At 60.9% G+C, this 17,930-nt stretch carries 17 protein-coding genes; 9 read left to right on the top strand and 8 right to left on the bottom strand.

Annotated elements, in window-relative coordinates; translation table 11 throughout:
* Positions 1–148: 148 nt before the first annotated feature.
* On the bottom strand, positions 149–748 hold the full coding sequence (locus K9857_RS23865) for a DUF4157 domain-containing protein (protein WP_224539932.1): 600 nt from the start codon (positions 746–748) through the stop codon (positions 149–151).
* Positions 748–1,740: an AraC family transcriptional regulator ligand-binding domain-containing protein gene (locus K9857_RS23870; protein WP_224539964.1), complete on the bottom strand. Its 993-nt coding sequence runs from the start codon at positions 1,738–1,740 to the stop codon at positions 748–750. Before K9857_RS23870 ends, K9857_RS23865 begins: the two co-directional genes overlap by 1 nt.
* Before the next feature lie 68 nt (positions 1,741–1,808).
* On the opposite strand from K9857_RS23870, the gene K9857_RS23875 reads away from it, so the two are divergent.
* Together K9857_RS23875 and K9857_RS23880 are read left to right on the top strand one after the other, a co-directional pair.
* Positions 1,809–2,666, top strand: a complete 858-nt coding sequence (locus K9857_RS23875; protein ID WP_224539934.1) for a sterol desaturase family protein — start codon at positions 1,809–1,811, stop codon at positions 2,664–2,666.
* Complete coding sequence (locus K9857_RS23880) at positions 2,663–3,253, top strand: NADPH-dependent FMN reductase (protein WP_224539936.1); 591 nt, start codon at positions 2,663–2,665, stop codon at positions 3,251–3,253. Before K9857_RS23875 ends, K9857_RS23880 begins: the two co-directional genes overlap by 4 nt.
* Positions 3,254–3,661: 408 nt before the next feature.
* Here K9857_RS23880 and K9857_RS23885 read toward each other — a convergent pair whose 3' ends face one another.
* From K9857_RS23885 to K9857_RS23895, 3 genes are all read right to left on the bottom strand, one after another.
* Positions 3,662–4,978: an MFS transporter gene (locus K9857_RS23885; RefSeq protein ID WP_224539938.1), complete on the bottom strand. Its 1,317-nt coding sequence runs from the start codon at positions 4,976–4,978 to the stop codon at positions 3,662–3,664.
* Between the two features lie 91 nt (positions 4,979–5,069).
* Entirely contained in the window at positions 5,070–5,582 is a 513-nt protein-coding gene (gene rraA, locus K9857_RS23890; protein ID WP_224539940.1) for a ribonuclease E activity regulator RraA, read from the bottom strand.
* 1 nt (position 5,583) lies between these two features.
* Positions 5,584–7,539 carry an aconitase family protein gene (locus K9857_RS23895; protein WP_224539942.1) on the bottom strand — a complete coding sequence of 652 codons (1,956 nt, stop codon included), beginning with the start codon at positions 7,537–7,539 and terminating at the stop codon, positions 5,584–5,586.
* A 94-nt stretch (positions 7,540–7,633) separates the two neighbouring features.
* On the opposite strand from K9857_RS23895, the gene K9857_RS23900 reads away from it, so the two are divergent.
* The 7 genes from K9857_RS23900 to K9857_RS23930 all read left to right on the top strand — a co-directional run bounded on the left by K9857_RS23900 (position 7,634) and on the right by K9857_RS23930 (position 14,462).
* Positions 7,634–8,542 carry a LysR family transcriptional regulator gene (locus tag K9857_RS23900; protein WP_224539944.1) on the top strand — a complete coding sequence of 303 codons (909 nt, stop codon included), beginning with the start codon at positions 7,634–7,636 and terminating at the stop codon, positions 8,540–8,542.
* A gap of 159 nt (positions 8,543–8,701) precedes the next feature.
* Positions 8,702–8,869: a periplasmic nitrate reductase, NapE protein gene (gene napE, locus K9857_RS23905; protein ID WP_224539946.1), complete on the top strand. Its 168-nt coding sequence runs from the start codon at positions 8,702–8,704 to the stop codon at positions 8,867–8,869.
* 33 nt (positions 8,870–8,902) lie between these two features.
* Entirely contained in the window at positions 8,903–9,163 is a 261-nt protein-coding gene (locus K9857_RS23910) for a chaperone NapD (RefSeq protein ID WP_224539949.1), read from the top strand.
* Positions 9,160–11,664, top strand: coding sequence for a nitrate reductase catalytic subunit NapA (gene napA / locus K9857_RS23915; RefSeq protein WP_224539950.1), 2,505 nt, complete (start codon positions 9,160–9,162; stop codon positions 11,662–11,664). The genes K9857_RS23910 and napA overlap by 4 nt, the downstream gene beginning before the upstream one ends.
* Positions 11,665–11,675: 11 nt before the next feature.
* A complete protein-coding gene (locus K9857_RS23920; protein ID WP_224539952.1) occupies positions 11,676–12,161 on the top strand; it encodes a nitrate reductase cytochrome c-type subunit in 486 nt (161 codons plus the stop codon).
* A 9-nt stretch (positions 12,162–12,170) separates the two neighbouring features.
* Entirely contained in the window at positions 12,171–12,767 is a 597-nt protein-coding gene (locus K9857_RS23925) for a cytochrome c3 family protein (protein ID WP_175380373.1), read from the top strand.
* A gap of 246 nt (positions 12,768–13,013) precedes the next feature.
* A complete protein-coding gene (locus K9857_RS23930; RefSeq protein ID WP_224539955.1) occupies positions 13,014–14,462 on the top strand; it encodes a PucR family transcriptional regulator in 1,449 nt (482 codons plus the stop codon).
* Positions 14,463–14,587: 125 nt separating this feature from the next.
* On the opposite strand, the gene K9857_RS23935 is transcribed toward K9857_RS23930, so the two are convergent.
* From K9857_RS23935 to K9857_RS23945, 3 genes are read right to left on the bottom strand one after another with little or no spacing between them, the layout of a single operon-like run.
* Positions 14,588–14,938, bottom strand: coding sequence for a cupin domain-containing protein (locus tag K9857_RS23935; RefSeq protein ID WP_224539958.1), 351 nt, complete (start codon positions 14,936–14,938; stop codon positions 14,588–14,590).
* Positions 14,939–14,950: 12 nt separating this feature from the next.
* Positions 14,951–16,333 (bottom strand): NAD(P)/FAD-dependent oxidoreductase, encoded by a 1,383-nt coding sequence (locus K9857_RS23940; protein WP_224539960.1) that lies wholly within the window; start codon positions 16,331–16,333, stop codon positions 14,951–14,953.
* A gap of 37 nt (positions 16,334–16,370) precedes the next feature.
* Positions 16,371–17,771 carry an amino acid permease gene (locus K9857_RS23945; protein ID WP_224539962.1) on the bottom strand — a complete coding sequence of 467 codons (1,401 nt, stop codon included), beginning with the start codon at positions 17,769–17,771 and terminating at the stop codon, positions 16,371–16,373.
* Between the last annotated feature and the right edge of the window lie 159 nt (positions 17,772–17,930).

Below are 17,930 nucleotides of genomic sequence, written 5' to 3' on the forward strand. Positions count from 1 at the left end.
TCGCGGGCAAGCCCGCTCCCACAGGATCATAAGAACGCAGGTTAGGCGGTGGCGGTTTCCATCACAGCGCGATCACGACTCAACAACCCCTGCACCGATCGCTCATTGGCCAACCCCAGAATGTTTAACCAACCCAGTGAGATCCCCTTTACTGGGTTGGTCCATTGGTCTGGCGAATCACCCGTCCCACTTCCACCTGGATGGCATAGGCCGGCGCCTCCACCGCGTTGAAGTCCTGGGTGTAGCGCTGGGCAAAACCCTCCACGCCCCATTCCTGATACTGCTGCACATGCTTGAGCTCGTGCGCCCAGAGCGCAACGTTGTGCTCGGCGTCCTTGGCGTCGCGAAAGATGATGATGTCCACCAGTGTCACCGCGCCCACATCGGGGTTCTGCAGCATGGCCGTGGCGGCGCTGAACTGGCCGTTGTCGCTGACCTTGTAGAGCGCAGCGTCCAGGACACTCGGGGCGTACCAGCGCAGCAGTTGTTCGCGAATCGGCTCCGGGATCGGTTGGGTGCCGGCCATCGCCGCTTCGGCGCGGGATTGGGTCAGCCACAAGGCTAGGGCCGGCCCGGCGATCTGGTAGATATCGGCGGGCACTGTCAAAAGGCCGAGATCGGGGAAGCAGATGCATTCATCCAGGCAGATCTGTTTCTGGCCGGATGGGCAGGCGGTTTCCTGAGCGCTGACTTCGAGGCTCAGGCAAAGGAAAAGCAGCGCCAGCAGGCGTGCGGCAAGTCGTGGCATCAAGGCTCCACTGATCGGGATGGATCGCGGGTTGGTTCTGTTCGCCAGCGCTTGCGCGCATGAACGTACGCGGCCAGGTCGTTGTACCCCAGCTGTGCGGCGATTTGCGTGCGGCTGTTGCCTTGCAGTTCCAGGTACTGTTCAAGTTCCGCGCGCACCCGGTCGAGCAGTTCGCGAAAAGTCATGCCTTCTTCCTCCAGACGCCGCCGCAAGGTGCGCGGACTCTGAGCCAGTTCCTGCGCCTGAAGCTCCAGGGTGACGGCCTGGCCGGCGATAAGACTCTGGCGAATCCCCTGCGCCACCCTGCCCGCCCAGCCGCTGAGTTGTTGCTGTTGCGACAGCCGACGATCCAGTTCCTGACACAGCACTTCCATCATCCCGGCGTTGTGAGTTTGCAGTGGGATCGCGAGGCTGGTTCGGTCGAAATACACGCGGTTGTAGCCGCAGTCGAACTGCACGTTGTCGCCGAACCATTGCCGGTATTCGGCGTGATAGGCCGGGCGCGGGTGAGCAAAACAGGCGCGCACCGGCATCAGCGCCATGTCGGCGCCGATGCGCAATACGCTCAGGGACATTACCGAATAGTGCTCGACGACATAGCGCGCCAGCGTTGCCGGTGCGTCGATGCGGATCTCCACGCCCAGGCAATCGCCGTCCTCGACCAGCACGACGCTGTCCATGTCCGAAGCCAGTCTGGCGTAGCGCGCCCAGAACTGGATCGCCTCTTCAAGATTGGCGCTGAACAGGCAGGCATGGGCCAGCACGTGCCAATCCTGGCGACTGAAATGCGAGAACAGATGCAGGCCGATCGCCGGATCGTGAGCGGCGGCCTTGGCCCAGAGTTGCTCCAGGGCGACCATGCTGTAGTTGCTGCGTTCCTGCAGCGTGCGGTTTTGCAGATAGCGCTCCAGCACCCGGCCCAGCGGGCCGCGGTGAAAGCGCTCGGGCGAAGGGTTGACCGCTTTTCGGGTGATTCTGTCCGTTTTGCACATATCGCGTGGTTGGCCCATGGTTTCTTATTGGTTGGCATCGCCATTATCGGCCGCAACCAGAGAGTGCCATGAATACAACAACAATAATCACCAGCAGTCCGATCCCGATCATCATCGCCATCCTGATTGGCTTCATCGTCCTCGAAATCGCCTGCTCCTGCTTCACCCAGCCCCGTGGACAGCGGCGGGACGCGATCATCGAAATCGTCGGATCAAGTCTTTTGATGCTGGTAACCCTGCCGCTGGTGACCTGGCTCACCAAAGTCTTGCTGGAGCACTTCGCACCGCAGCTCAAGGACAGTCTCGTCGGTTTGCATTGGCTGCTCGGCCTCGGTCTGTTTCTGGTGCTAGATGATATGACTCAGTACTGGTGGCATCGCCTGAGCCACAAGGTGCCGTTCCTGTATTCGCTGCACCGGGCGCACCATTCGGCGCCTTACATGAGCATCCGCATCGTCTACCGCAACAACAGCTTTTATTACCTGCTGATGCCCGGTTTGTGGTTCTCCGGGGTGTTGCTCTACATGGGCTTGGCGCAGGTGTACTTCGGTTACCTGATTGTGAAGATGCTGGTGATTTTCGGAGCCCATAGCAGTGTGCCGTGGGATGAAAAACTCTATCGAATCCCGGTGCTGCGTCCACTGATGTGGCTGCTGGAGCGGACCATTTCCACGCCTGCTACCCATTCGGCGCACCATGGGCTGAATGCTGATGACGGTGTGACGAACTACAAAGGCAATTTCGGCAACCTGCTGTTTTTCTGGGACGTGTTGTTCGGCTCGGCGAAGATCACCCGCCGGCGTCCGGAGCATTACGGGATCGAGGATATGAAACCTGTGAGTTGGCAGGAGGAGTTGTTCTGGCCGTTGGCGCGGGGCAAGCGAGTTCAAACGGAGCGTTCGTCGAATCAGGAGTTGGCCAAATGAATATCGTGCTTGTTGCAGGTTCCAGTCAGGTGGATAGCCAATCGGCCAAGGTTGCCGGGTATCTTGCGGGGCGTTTGCAGGCACTGGGGTTGTGCGTGTTGCCCAAGGTGATCGACCTGGGTGTTGCGCCCCTGCCCTTGTGGCCGGCGGAAGATGTGAATGGGATCTGGGCGGATCACAGTGCGTTGCTGCGCGAGGCCGACGGGCTGGTGGTGATTACGCCGGAGTGGCATGGGATGGCGTGTCCAGCGTTGAAGAATCTGTTTGTGCATGCGGGGCATCGGGAGCTGGGGCACAAGCCGGCGTTGCTGGTGGGTGTTTCATCTGGTCAGGGCGGCGCCTATCCGCTGTCCGAGTTGCGGGCGTCGAGCTACAAGAATTGCCGGATTTGTTATCTGCCTGAGCAGTTGATTGTGCGGCAGGTGGAGTCTGTGATGAACGGGCCTGATAGCGCTGGAGCTGAAGACCTGCGCATCCGCGGGCGTGCTGATTGGTCGCTGCAGGTGCTCGCCGAATATGCCCGGGCGCTTGGGGGGATGAATGAGCGGATCAGTCACGACAATCCTGAGTTTGCGAACGGCATGTAGATGCATTAGGCGACGAGGACATTGTGGCGAGGGGGCTTGCCCCCGTTGGACTGCGCAGCAGTCCCATCTTTTTGGGGCCGCTTCGCGCCCCAACAGGGGCAAGCCCCTCGCCACAGGCTGGCTGTCTGAATGCCCGCGGTGTCTGGGCATTCATCGCGAGCAGGCTCGCTCCCACAAGGGGGATCTGGTGACCACAAGTATTGTGATCACTGAAGATCAAAAACTGTGGGAGCGAGCCTGCTCGCGATGGTTTTTCAGCCAACAAATTTTCTGTTGGATGTACCGGCCTCTTCGCGGGCAAGCCTCGCTCCTACAGGGTTTTGTGCCAGCCCGACTGATTTGTGATCACCACAACCCCTGTAGGAGCGAGGCTTGCCCGCGAATGGTGGTAACCGATGACGCGGCCGGTCAGGCGGTTTTGCGATCATCCGGCAGCCCCCAGTAGATGAGGCCTGCGCAAATCACACAGAACGGCGCCAAAGCCAACATCCCCATGTAGGTATTGCCGCTCACATCATTGATGTACCCCACCAACAACGGCGCCACCATGCCGCTGAGCTGGCCAACGGTGTTGACCGCAGCGATCCCGCCCGCAATGGCCAACCCGGTAAACGCCTGCTGCGGGATCGTCCAGAAGATCGGAATGGCAATGAACACACCGGCGGTCGCCAGCACCAGAAACGATGTCAGCAGCACATAGTGATCATTGAAGTAGCACGCCGCGAAGTAACCCACCCCACCAACCATCATGCACAGCCACAGATACTTGCGCCGCTCTCCGGTGGCATCCGAGCGCCGCGTGACGTAGATCATGCCGATGGCCGCCACCAGATAAGGTAGCGCCGTCAGGAACCCCACCGTCAGCTCGCTTTTGATCCCCGACGCACTGATCAGATGCGGCATCCAGAAATTGAGCCCGTAGCCGGTGAGCTTGATCATGAAATAGATCACCGAGAGCACCGCCACCTGCCGGGTGAAGATCACCTTGAACAGCGACGACTGGATTGGTTTGTTCACCTTTTTGTCGTTATCCAGATTGCGCTGCAGCAAATCCTTTTCACCCTGGGTCAGCCACTTGGCCGACTGGATATCCCGGTCGAGCTTGAACAGCACGATCACGCCCAACAGGCTGCAAGGCAACCCGGACAGCACGAACAACCAGTGCCAGCCGGCCAGCCCGAGAAAACCGTTCATGTATTCCAGGATCATCCCCGACACCGGCGCGCCCAGTACGCCGGCCAGCGGGATCGACAGGAACCATAGGCCGTTCATGCTCGCCAGGTTCTTCTTGGGAAACCAGCAGGCCAGGTAGAACAGCAGCGCCGGCCCGAAACCCGCCTCCATCACACCGATCAGAAAGCGCAGGAAGTACAGGGTGTACTCGTTGTAGGCAAACACCAACGCCGCGGTCGCCAGCCCCCAGGACACCATGATCCGGCAGATCCAGCTGGGCGCGCCGTAGCGCTTGAGGCCATAGCTGCTGGGCACTTCGAACAGCACGTAGCCAAAAAAGAAAATGCTCGCGGCAAAACCATAGGCGGCATCCGACAGCCCGAGCTCGGCCTGCATCTGGGTCTTGGCGAAGCTGATATTGATACGGTCGAAATAGGAAAACAGAAAACACACGATGGTCAGCGGCAGAATCCGCCAGGCGATACGCCGGTACAGCAGGAGTTCATCGATACCGGCGGTATCGATCGCAGCGCCTTGAATTGCAGTAGCCATGTCATTTCTCCGTAATTGTATTTGTTGGAGATCATTCATTCCGGCGCCACTGGCGACCGGCTATAGCATCAGGAAATCTTCAGCGTGCGAGTTACCTTGGACCCTCCGAAGCGCCCGGTAACTCAATGCGACTGAGCAGCACCCCGTCAGGGTCGGCATACAGCCAGTCGCCGGGAAACACATCGACACCGCGAATCGTCAGCACCTCTTGAACGATGCCGCCGCTCTCGTTGTTCGAGCGAGCCGGCCAGCACCCGGTGGCGAAGATGCCCAATTGCGTTTGCGCAAGCTGTGCCGAGTCGCGCACATTGCCGTTGATCAGCACACCGGCCCAGCCATTTTTCAGCGCCAGGGCCGCCAGGTTGTCGCCCAGCAGCGCCAGGGGATTGAGTCCCGCATCGATCACCAGCACCCGACCTTCGCCGTTGCCTGCCAGCAGCGTTCGAATCTCGCCATTGCAGCCATGGGCCTGGAGCGTGACGACCGGCCCCTGAAAACGCTGAAGTGCGCCGTACCGGCACCAGTCACCCGGCAATACCCGCAGGTCGCCCTCGATGAGCAGCGCTGAGTGCCGATCACACAGATCAGAGGTCGACAGGTTCATCTCAAACCACCTCCTGGCGGGCCGACTCACGCAATTCTTCAAAACTGCCCAGGCGTCCAAGCAGCGCGCTGGCCGCGACGGTATAGGGACTGGCGAGCCAGACCTGCCCCGGTCCGGATCGGCCGGGGAAGTTGCGGTTGATCGCGCTGACCGTCACCTGATCGGCCCGGGTCGACGAGCCCGGCCCGCAGTTGGCGCAAGCCCCGCAACCCGGCATGATCAACTCGACGCCCAGACGCTCGAAGGTCTTCAGGTAACCCTGTTCGATGCAGTAATCGCGAACGGCCAGGGTGCCGAATTGCAGATAAAGCCGGGTGTGCTCGGCGATGGTCAAACCATGCTCCACACCCCACGCCAGCACTTCGTGGTAGTAATCGAAGTCTTCGCGCTTGCCGGCGGTGCAGGAACCGCCATAGGCAATGTCCACCGAGACCTGTTGATCCAGCTCTGCCAACGCAACGCCATTGCCGGGATCTCCGGGCGCTGCCACCAGAGGCGTCAGACGCGAGCAGTCGATGGAAAACTGCTGTTTATATTCGGCGCCTTCATCACTGAACAGCCAGTCCTCCAGCACGATCTCCACGCCGCGTCGCTCACGGATGAAATCGACGGTCTTCTGGTCCGGCTGGACGATGCCGGTGAAACCACCCAGCTCGGCGACCATGTTGGTCAGCGTCGCCCGCTCATCAATGGACATGGCCCGCACCGCCTCGCCGCTGTACTCGAACACCGCGCCAATGGCGTTGCCCTGGCGGATCGACTCGTTGCGCAGCAGTTCCAGCACCACGTCCTTGGCGGTAACCCCGGGCTTGAGCCGACCGCTGAGTTCGACCCGAATGATCTCGGGCATACGGCAACGGATGTAACCGGTGGCCCAGCTGTTAGCGATGTCGGTGGCGCCGGCTCCGAACGCCAGGCAACCGAGGGCGCCGGAATGCGGCGAATGGGAATCGGTGCCCACCACCACCTGACCCGGCAGCGCGTGCTTTTCGGTCATCAGGGCGTGGCAGATGCCTTCAGAACCGCTGCTGTCCTTCAACGCGCCATGGGCAACCACCGGGTAACGGCGGACGAATTCGTCATGGGCCGAGGCCAGCCCGCCGACGGCGGCGAGCAGGTTGTCGCGCACGTGGGGGAAGCTCTGGTTGGCGAGAATCAGGTGATCCTGGAAGGCGATGATTTCCTGGGGGCGCACCAGATTCACCGTCTCACCGAACGCCTCGTGCATGAAGTGCGCGCACATGCCGGTGAAGTAGTCATGGCTGAAGCGCCAGTCGGCGGAAATGAACAGGCCATCGCCCCGCGCCACCGGGCCCTGGCTGATGCGCCGACGCTCGATGATCTTTTCCACCAGGGTCAGCGGACGATCACGGGGAATCGGATTGAAGACCTTTTCGTCTCGTGGTGGTAATTCAGCTTTGCTGTAAGGCAGCAGACCGCCCGCACGAATCACCGCTTGCGTAACCGCGTCACGCCCGACGAGAAACTCCTCGATATCGATGGCTTCGCCTGCGCGAATCCGCTCGATCAGACCGAAATCGGTCGAGGTATAGATGCCGATGTTGTCGCAATTCTGGCGATAGATCCGCTCGAAACTCTCGGCGATGATCAGGCGAATCCCCGCGGACTTCTCTGCCAGCGGGCTAGACTCGCGGGACGAACCCTTGCCATAACGCTTGCCGGCCACGGTGATCTGGAAGCCGCCGTTCTTCACCGCAAAATTGCCGATCGGCAGCACGCCCTGGGTCTTGAAGCCCACATAAGGGAACTCACCCAGGCGATGGTCGTAGGTCATCATGATGACCACCGGGGTGATTTCGTCGGTGGAAATATTGTCGCGAAGCGGCAAGGCCTCTGCCGTGGTCAAGTCGCGTCCCTGCAGTTGAGCTTTCACAGCTTCACTGCTGTCGGACAGGAACAGGATGCGTCCGTCAAAGCGGATTTTTGTGTTAGTCATGTTCTATCTCCTCACTGAGAGGGATACTAAACGTCGCACCTTCAAGCGATAGTGATCATTCATCAGCACAGCCATCACCAAATATCGGTACTCAATGCACTCCATCTGGCGATTCGACCCGACCTCCCTCAAGCTCTTCATTTCCGCCTGCGAACTGGGCAGCATTGCCCGTGCAGCGGAGCGGGAAAACATGGTGCCGTCGGCGGTGAGCAAGCGCATCGCCGAGCTTGAAGAAGCCATTGGCACGCCCTTGTTCTACCGCCACAAGAAAGGCATCGAGGCGACACCGGCCGGTCTCTGTCTGCTGGAGCACGCCAGACGTGTGGTCGATGACATGCTGTTGATGAGCGCCGAAATGTCGGGTTTCGCCGATGGCCAGCGCGGGCATATCCGGGTGGGCGCCAATCGTTCGAGCATCATCCAGTTTCTGCCACAGGACCTGCGCGCGTACCGCGATGCTTTCCCCGAGGTCGCGATAGAACTGCAGGAGCAGACCAGCGAAGAGGCGGTGGAATCGGTCCTGAGCAATCAGAGTGATCTGGCCATCGGCACGGATCTGGCGGGAGCGGTCGAGCGCGGGCTTGAAGTGCATGACTACCATTCGGATGAATTGGTGGTGGTCGTGCCGCAGAACCATCCGCTGGCCGATCTTCCCGAGGTGTCCTTTGCACAGACATTGGCGTACAGCCACATTGCGCTGCACAAGGACAGCCCGCTTTACCGCATGCTCGATCAGGCCGCGCGCAGCTCAAAAAAGACCATCAGCTATGAGGTTCATATAAAGAGCTTCGACGCGGTGTGCCGCATGGTGCAGGCCAATCTGGGCATCGCCGTCATTCCCCGACAGGCGATCAGCTACACCGACGGCCCCGGGCTTTGCATCGTCACGCTGACGGACAGTTGGGCGACCCGGCGTTTTCACATCGTGACGCGCCCTGCCCCGTATCTGACGACGGTGAGCAAAAGCTTTCTGGAGTTTCTTTGCGCGCAGGTTGCCAACTAGCGCAACTATTAATGCGAATGCCTCTTAATAGTGTTGATAAACTTTCAATGAGCCAACAATTGATTTAGATCATTACCGCCGGTCGCCAATCCCGCCAACATGAAACCCTCGTTTTTATAGTGAACTAGGCTGTTTTGAAGTTCGGCTGGAGATAAACCAATGTCATTGGCTGAAGAACAAAAAACACAGCGCCGAAAGGAAACCCGGCTGTTCCTGTTTCTTGTCGTCTGTCTGTTCCCCTTGCTGTCGGTGGCGATTGTCGGCGGCTACGGCTTCATCGTCTGGTTTTTCCAAATGCTCTACGGACCGCCCGGCCCGCCCGCCTGATCAACTTCAGTGAGCGCCCGACGGAGTCAGCCCATGGATGAAACCTTGCATATAGCCAGTCTCGTGGTACTTGCACGGCCCGAACTTTTCGAGGCCGTCAAAGCCAACTTGCGTCTTCTCGATCACTTGGAACTGCATCAGGAAAGTCCTGCCGGAAAACTGGTGGTGGTACTTGAGGCAACTCACGAAGAGCAGATCCTGCAACGCATCGAACAGATCAACAACTTGCCCGGTGTTCTCAATGCCGCGTTGATCTATCACCAAATCCTCGACCACGCAGGGGAAACCCAATGAGCATGTCCCGCCGGGAATTCGTCAAGGCCCAGGCCGCCGCCATTGCAGCCGCCGCTGCCGGCCTGCCGATTGCCACTTCCGCGAGCAACCTGATCACCGAAGCCGACATGGTCACCCTGGACTGGAACAAGGCGCCCTGTCGTTTCTGCGGCACCGGTTGCAGCGTGATGGTCGCGACCCGGGACAACCGGGTGGTCGCCACCCACGGCGATGTGAAGGCCGAGGTCAACCGCGGGCTGAACTGCGTGAAGGGTTATTTCCTGTCGAAGATCATGTACGGCGTCGACCGCCTGACCCAGCCGCTGTTGCGCATGAAAGACGGCAAGTTCGACAAACAGGGCGAGTTCCAGCCGATCAGCTGGGACAAGGCCTTCGACATCATGGAGGAGAAATTCAAGCAGGCCCTGAAAAACAAGGGCCCCGAATCCATCGGCATGTTCGGCTCGGGGCAATGGACGGTGTGGGAAGGCTACGCCGCCAACAAGCTGATGAAGGCCGGCTTTCGCAGCAACAACATCGATCCCAATGCCCGGCACTGCATGGCCTCGGCGGTGATGGGCTTCATGCGCACTTTCGGCATGGACGAGCCGATGGGCTGCTACGACGACATCGAAGCCACCGACGCCTTCGTGCTCTGGGGCTCGAACATGGCCGAGATGCACCCGATCCTGTGGAGCCGCGTCACCGACCGGCGCCTGAGCCAGCCCCACGTCAAGGTCGCGGTGCTGTCGACCTTCGAACACCGCAGCTTCGATCTGGCCGACATCCCCATGGTGTTCAAGCCACAGACCGACCTTTTCATCCTCAACTACATCGCCAACCACATCATCGAAAGCGGCGCGGTGAACAAGGATTTCGTCAGCAAGCACACGCGGTTCGCCAAGGGCGCCGAGGACATCGGCTACGGCCTGCGCCCGGACGATCCACGGGAAAAGAACGCGAAAAACGCGGACAAGGCCAACACCTGGACCGACATGTCCTTCGAGGACTTCGCCGCCTTCGTCAAACCCTACACCCTGGAACGCACGGCGAAGGAAACCGGGGTCACGGCCGACCGCCTCAAGAGCCTCGCCGAGCTGTACGCCGATCCCAAGCGCAAGGTGGTGTCGTTCTGGACCATGGGCTTCAACCAGCACACCCGCGGGGTCTGGGCCAACAACCTGATCTACAACATCCATTTGCTCACCGGCAAGATCAGCGAACCGGGCAACAGTCCGTTCTCCCTGACCGGTCAGCCTTCGGCCTGTGGCACGGCGCGGGAAGTCGGCACCTTCTCCCACCGCCTGCCCGCCGATCTGGTGGTGACCAATCCCAAGCACCGCGCCACGGCGGAACAGATCTGGAAGCTGCCCGCCGGCACGATCCAGGAAAAGGTCGGCTTCCACGCGGTGCAGCAGAGCCGCATGCTCAAGGACGGCGTGCTCAATGTCTACTGGACCCAGGCCAGCAACAACATGCACGCCGGCCCCAACATCATGCAGGAGGTGTTGCCCGGCTGGCGCAACCCGGAAAACTTCGTGATCGTCTCGGACGTCTACCCCACCGTGTCCGCCCAGGCCGCCGACCTGATCCTGCCCAGCGCCATGTGGGTGGAAAAGGAAGGCGCCTTCGGCAACGCCGAACGCCGCACGCAGTTCTGGCACCAACTGGTCAGCGCGCCGGGTGAGGCCAGGTCCGACCTTTGGCAGCTGATCGAGTTTTCCAAGCGTTTCAAGACCGATGAGGTGTGGCCTGCCGAGCTATTGGCCAAGTCTCCTGAACTCAAAGGCAAGACCCTTTTCGATGTGCTGTACAGGAACGGTCAGGTCGATCAGTTCCCGGTGGCGCAGATCGAAAACGGCTTCAAGAACGACGAGGCCAAGGCCTTCGGTTTCTACGTGCAAAAAGGTCTGTTCGAAGAGTACGCGCAGTTCGGTCGCGGCCATGGTCATGACCTGGCCGGCTTCGACCGCTACCACAGCGAGCGCGGCCTGCGCTGGCCGGTGGTGGACGGCAAGGAAACCCGCTGGCGTTACCGCGAAGGCCTCGACCCCTATGTCGAGACCGGCAGCGACGTGCAGTTCTACGGCCAGCCGGACAAGAAGGCGATCATCTTCGCTCTGCCCTACGAGCCGCCGGCCGAAGCCCCGGACGAGCAATTCCCGTTCTGGCTCAGTACCGGTCGGGTGCTGGAGCACTGGCACACCGGCAGCATGACCCAGCGGGTCGATGAGCTGTACAAGGCCGTGCCCGACGCATTGGTATACATGCATCCTGAAGATGCCAAGGCTTTGCAGGCACGGCGCGGCAGCGAAGTAAAACTGATCAGCCGGCGCGGCGAGATCCGTGCACGCATCGAAACCCGCGGGCGCAACAAGCCACCGCGCGGTCTGGTATTCGTGCCGTTTTTCGATGCCAACAAGCTGATCAACAAGGTCACGCTCGATGCCACCGACCCGATCTCCAAGCAGACCGACTACAAGAAATGCGCCATTCGCATCGAATTGATCAGCGCGGCATGAGGAGAACCGTCATGACCTTTCGAATCCTGCCGTTGCTTTTGCTCGCCGTGATCGGCGCGGCCATCGCCGCAGAAGTCAATTACCCGCTGGATGCGCCGGCCCCCAACGGCCGGCGCCCCGGTGGCACCATCACCCAGGAAATGCAGGCACCGCCTTTGGCCGAGGATGAAAACAAGGACATCAAGCGCGAGCGCAATTACCCGGAGCAACCACCGACCATTCCCCACACCATCCGCGGTTATCAGATCGACAAGAACGGCAACAAGTGCCTGTCCTGTCACAGCCGGGCCAACAGCCCGCGCAGCCAGGCGACGATGATCAGCATCACCCACTACATGGATCGCGACGGCCAGCCGCTGGCGGCGGTATCGCCACGGCGCTACTTCTGCACCCAGTGCCACGTGCCGCAAAAAGATGTGCAGCCGTTGGTGGGCAACAGCTTCGAGACCATCGACCAGATTCTGCAAGACGACGCCAACAACGCGAAGAAGCCTTGAGGAGGCGCCATGAAAGCACTGTTCGCCCTGTTCAAGGACTACTGGGGCATCCTGCGTCGGCCCAGCGTTTATTTCAGCCTGGGGTTCCTGACGCTGGGCGGTTTCATCGCCGGGATCATTTTCTGGGGTGGCTTCAACACGGCGCTGGAGCTGACCAACACCGAGAAGTTCTGCACCTCCTGCCATGAGATGCGCGATAACGTCTTCGTCGAGTTGCAGGAAACCATCCACTACACCAACCGCTCCGGCGTGCGCGCCAGTTGCCCGGACTGCCACGTGCCCCACGAATGGACCCACAAGATCGCGCGCAAGATGCAGGCGTCGAAGGAGGTCTGGGGCAAGCTGTTCGGCACCATCGACACCCGCGACAAATTCCTCACCATGCGTCGTGAGCTGGCAGAACACGAATGGGCCCGGCTCAAGGCCAACGACTCGCGAGAATGCCGTAATTGCCACAACTTCGAGTTCATGGACTTCACCCGGCAGAGCAAACGGGCGGCGGCTATGCATTCGACGTCGTTGGCCAAGGGTGAGGCGACTTGTATCGATTGCCATAAGGGCATTGCGCATAAGTTGCCGGATATGAGTGGTGTCAAGGGTTGGTGACCGTCCGACGTTAGGCCCGCGGTGTTTTTGGGATCATCGCGGGCAAGCCCGCTCCCACAGGTTCTGTGGGTGTACGCACATCTTGCAAACAACCGAAATCCCTGTGGGAGCGGGCTTGCCCGCGAAGGCGGTGGTTCATCCGAAATTTATGGGCCTGACACTCCGCCATCGCGAGCAAGCTCGCTCCTACAGGGGGATGTGAACGGGTACCATAGGCCCCCTCGAAACCGCCGGATCACCCCCACCATGCTCACGGTCCAGGACCTGCTCGATATCGATGTACTGAAACTGCGCGCCATCGCCGGCCTGACCGGCACCGGCAGGACCATCACCTGGGCCCATGCCGTCGACCTGCCGGACCCGTGGCGCTGGGTTTCCCCGGGTGATCTGGTGATGACCACCTGCGGCGGCATTCCCTTTGATGCGGACGAACAGGTTTCCTGGCTCGAACAGCTGGTGCAGAGCAACGCCAGCGCGCTGGTGGTCGCCCCTCGCGATGACGCTCCGGAACTGTCCGACCTGATGCTCGACGCCGCCGACCGCCTGCTCTTCCCCATCCTTCGCGGCAGCTTCGAGCTGGAGTTCGTCAAGCTCTCCCACTATGTGATCGAAAGCGTGCTGCAGGCCCAGCGCGAGCGCTTCAATGCCAGCGAGCGGCTGTTCCAGACCTACGCCGAGGCATTGCGCAAGGAACCGGACATGGCCGGTCGCCTGTCGATCCTGGCGAGCACCCTGGACTTGGGCCTGAGCATCGAGGATGCCGTCAGTGGTGCTGCGATTGTCGACTCGGCAACCGTGCATAAAACTGCGCCGGAACGCCTCGAACGTATCCCGATTGGCGGACGCACTCGGGCCAATCTGGTCATGGCTCGCAAGGGTGAAAGAACCCAGAGTGATCCGATTCTGGTGCGTTCGCTGGTCGGTCTTCTGGGGGTCGAACTGGAACGCTTGATGATCCAGCGCGACTTGCAGCGCGATGAGGGATCGGCGCTGCTGCGTAGTCTGTTGGCCAATGAAACTGAGTTCAGCCTGGCCCGGCCGATCCTGGCGCAACGCGGGCTGGCCGGCACGCTGGTCAGCGTGGCGATCAAGCCGGGAATCAATGGGCCGTGGGCTGCCGATGATTTGCATCAGGCTCCGGTCTTTCACCGTACGTGCCCTTTGCTGCTGAGTGATAACGATCTGCTGATCGCCCTCTGTCACGATGACAGCGAGATTTTCGATGCCCTTCGCGCCAGTCTCGGCGCAGGTACAGCGATCGGCGTCAGCGGGCCCATCGCCACGGCGACGGGTTTCCGCGAAAGCGTCAGACAAGCGCGTCTTGCGCTGATGCAGGCCCAGGAACTGAATGCCGGTGTGCTGCGCTACGGCGAGGCGGAAACCGGCCTGATCATGGCGCCCAAATCCCTGGCCGAAGCCCGGGCGTTGGTGGGGCGTTACCTGGGACCGCTGATCGAGCACGACCGAACCCAACGCGCGGCCTTGCTGGCGACGTTGATGGCCTTTCTGGAGAACGACGGGAACTGGAAGGCTACTGCGCTGGACCTGGACATTCATCGCCAGACCCTGGTCTACCGACTCAAACTGGTGGAGCAACTGACGGGCATCAAGCCCACGACCACGCAGGGAATCGCGCGGTTCTGGATTGCGATACAAGCGGGGAAGAATACCGAGTTGTTCGATAACAACCCGTAACCCCGGAACACTCGAAAAACCTGTGGGAGCGGGCTTGCCCGCGATGGCGGTGGGTCAGCCAATGAAAATGTTGAAGCTGCCGGCCTCTTCGCGGGCAAGCCCGCTCCCACAGGGTTGGGGTTGGATCAGTAGATGGCGTAGACCTTCCTCACCGTCTCCAGCACATCCCAGCGCCCGGTCCAGCCCGGCGGCAAAATGATCAGGTCCCCGCCGCGCACATCCACGGTTTCCCCGCTGGCGTCATCGGTCAGCTGGGCGCGACCAGACAGGATGTAGGTGAACTCCGTATCCGGACGATTGACCACCGGCCATCCCCCCGGCTGACATTCCCAAACCCCCAGATTACCCGTCGCTTCAGGCGCCAAAGTCTGAATAGCAATTTGCGGATCGCCCTTGTCTGCCCCCGCACGCTGACCAGCGGCCGTCAGCGGCAACTCATGAATAGCGGCATTTTTGATAATGGTGAAAGTTGGCATGAAGCTCTCCTGTTAATGCGCACCGGTCAGCTTTTCCAGCAACATGGCGGTGCGTGATGGGCGATGGGTGAGGCGCTCTTCGATATCGCTCAGGGACGCGGCGGCAAGTCCGCTGTTCACTCCCAGCCAGCGCAGTGGCTCGGGCTCCCAGGACGGTGAGCGATGGTTGACGATCGGCAAGCTGTTGATGTCGTCGTCCTGTTCAAGAATCAGGTTGCGCAGGATGCGGCCTGCCAGATTGCTGGTGGCGACACCATCACCAACGTAATTGCCGGCCCAGGCGATGCGGTTCTTGCGGTCGATGCTCACGGTCGGGCACCAGTCCCGGGAGACGCCCAGCGCGCCGCCCCAGCGATGAGTGATCCGGGCATCGGCAAGGTCCGGGAAGAATTCGAGCATCGTCTTGTGGATCTTGCTGTGAACGTTGTCCACCAGATCCGAATCCTCGGAAATCTTCGAGCCCCACTGATAAGGCGCGCCCCGGCCACCGAACACCAGACGCCCCTCGGCCGTCACCTGCCCATACACACGCAAGTGACGCATATCGTTGAAGGCCAAACGGTGATGCAGGTTCAGCTTGCGCCTTAGATCCTCAGGCAACGGCTCGGTGGCCAGCACCAGCGAATACAGCGGAATCACAAAGCGTGAGTGCCCCGGTTGCTGCGAAGTGAAAGCTTCGGTGGCGCGTACCGTGAACTTCGCGTTGATCGAACCCTGCGCCGTACGCACAACGCCCGGCGCATGCTCAGTGACCGCCGAATGTTCATAAATGGTCGCACCCATCTGCTCGACCAGCTTCGCCAGCCCGCGCACCAGCTTGCCGGGGTGAATCAGCGCGCAATGTTTGGTGTACAACCCGCCCAATACGCCCCGCGCACCGACCGTGGCGACAGCCTGGGCCTGATCGAGCATCTGCCACTGATCCGGCAGCCCGAACCGCGCCGAGGCCTCCACCGTTGCCCGCACCCGGTCAAGCTGCGGCGCGCTGCGAGCCAGAGACAAAAATCCTTGCTTGGCGTAATCCGCATCGACCCCTTCCAGAGCCAGCACACGGCCGATCTCGTCGACCGTGTGGTTCATCGCGCCCTGCAGCTTCAAAGCCGCTTCGTGGGAATACATCTGCGCCACCCGGTCCAGGGAAATCGGGAAGATCGCCGAGGCCCAGCCGCCGTTGCGGCCCGAGGCGCCGAACCCGACTTCGTGCTTTTCCACCAGCACCACGCGCAACGACGGGTCGCTCTTGAGCAGGTAGTAGGCCGTCCACAAGCCGGTGTATCCGGCGCCGATGATGGCGACATCCGCCTCCACCGAACCTTCCAGCCGCGCACGGCCCGGGCCTTGCTCGAACCAGAGCGGCTTGTTGGGCAGTTGGGTCAAATCAATTTTTGCTGACATCGGATGGCTTCCCATAGACGGCCATGAACAAGGAGTTTCAAGCGACAGGTGTGCGCTGCGCGGCCACTTCACCGGCCCGTTGCCGGCTGCGGAACAGGCGCAGCAGTCCGTACGACGCGGCAATCGCGGCGATGGCGATCAGGCATTGCCCAAGGCTCAGCTGCATCGACGGATCGAAGGCCATGCTCACCAGAACGGCGATGATCGAGGCCGTCACCAACAGCGGCAGCCAGGGGTGCCACCACATCGCGAACTTCAGGCTGCCCTCTTGCAACCAGCGGCGGCGAAGCTTGAGTTGCGACAGGCAGATCACCAGGTACACGAACAGGAACACCGTGCCGGATGAGTTGATCAGGAACTGGAAGACGGTGTCTGGCCAGATTGCCGCGATCACCACGCAGCCATAGCCGACCAGCGTCGATGCGATCACCCCACGCACCGGCACGCCCTTGCGGCTGACGCCGGCGATCCAGCGTGGTGCCTCGTCGTTGGATGCCAGCACATAAAGCAGTCGCGATGAGGTGTAGAGCCCGGCGTTCAGTACCGACAGCACCGCCACCAGAATCACCGCCGTCAGCATGTGCCCGGCACCGGGGATACCGATGTGCTCCAGGGTGGCCACGAACGGCGACTTGCCGGCTTTCATTTCGGTCCAGGGTTGCACCACGACAATGAAAAAGGTCGCCAGCACGAAGAACACCAGGATGCGCAGCATCACGGTATTCACGGCCTTGCGGATGTTGCGCGAAGGGTCTTCGGATTCGGCTGCTGCCAGGGTCGCGACTTCGACGCCGGTCATGGAGAAGATCACCACCACGACGCCGGTGAACAGCGAACCCAGGCCATGAGGCAGGAACCCGCCATGGTCGGTGAGGTTGCTGAAGCTTGCGGTTGAGTTGGGCCACAGGTGGAACACGTAGGCGCCGGTGACCAGCAGAAAGACGATGATGGCCGCGACCTTGACCCCGGCGAACCAGTATTCGGCCTCACCAAAGGAATGCACCGACATCAGGTTCAGTAGGGTCATGCTCACCATCAGCCCAAGGGCGATGGCCCACACCGGGATGTCGGGGAACCAGCCATTGATGATCTGCCCGCCGACCACCGCTTCGAAGCCGACCACGATCACCCAGAAGTACCAGTACAGCCAGCCGGTCATGTAGCCGGCCGGACGCCCGAAGGCCATGCGCGCGTAGTCGACGAAAGAGCCTTTGGCAGGATGCGCGGCCGCCATCTCGCCGAGCATGCGCATCACCAGGGCGACGATGATCCCGGTGATGGCATACGTGATGAAAGCACCGGGCCCGGTGGACGCGATGACCGCGCTGGACCCCACGAACAGCCCGGCGCCAATAACGCCGCCCAAGGCCAGCATGCTGATGTGTCGCGTCTTTAAAGCCCGTTTCAAGCGCGGATCGTGTTCAGTCTGAATAGGCATCGGTTGTCTCCTTTTATTGTTAGTCATCAACACCGCCTGGGTTGAAGACTAGGGAGGACCGATGGGGCTGAACATCGACAAAATCCTAGGGGGATGGTGTCGGGTTAGACAAATGTATGAAGCCTATTCGCGGGCAAGCCTCGCTCCTACAGAGATTCA

This window comes from Pseudomonas sp. REP124, assembly GCF_020164475.1.
Lineage (GTDB): Bacteria > Pseudomonadota > Gammaproteobacteria > Pseudomonadales > Pseudomonadaceae > Aquipseudomonas.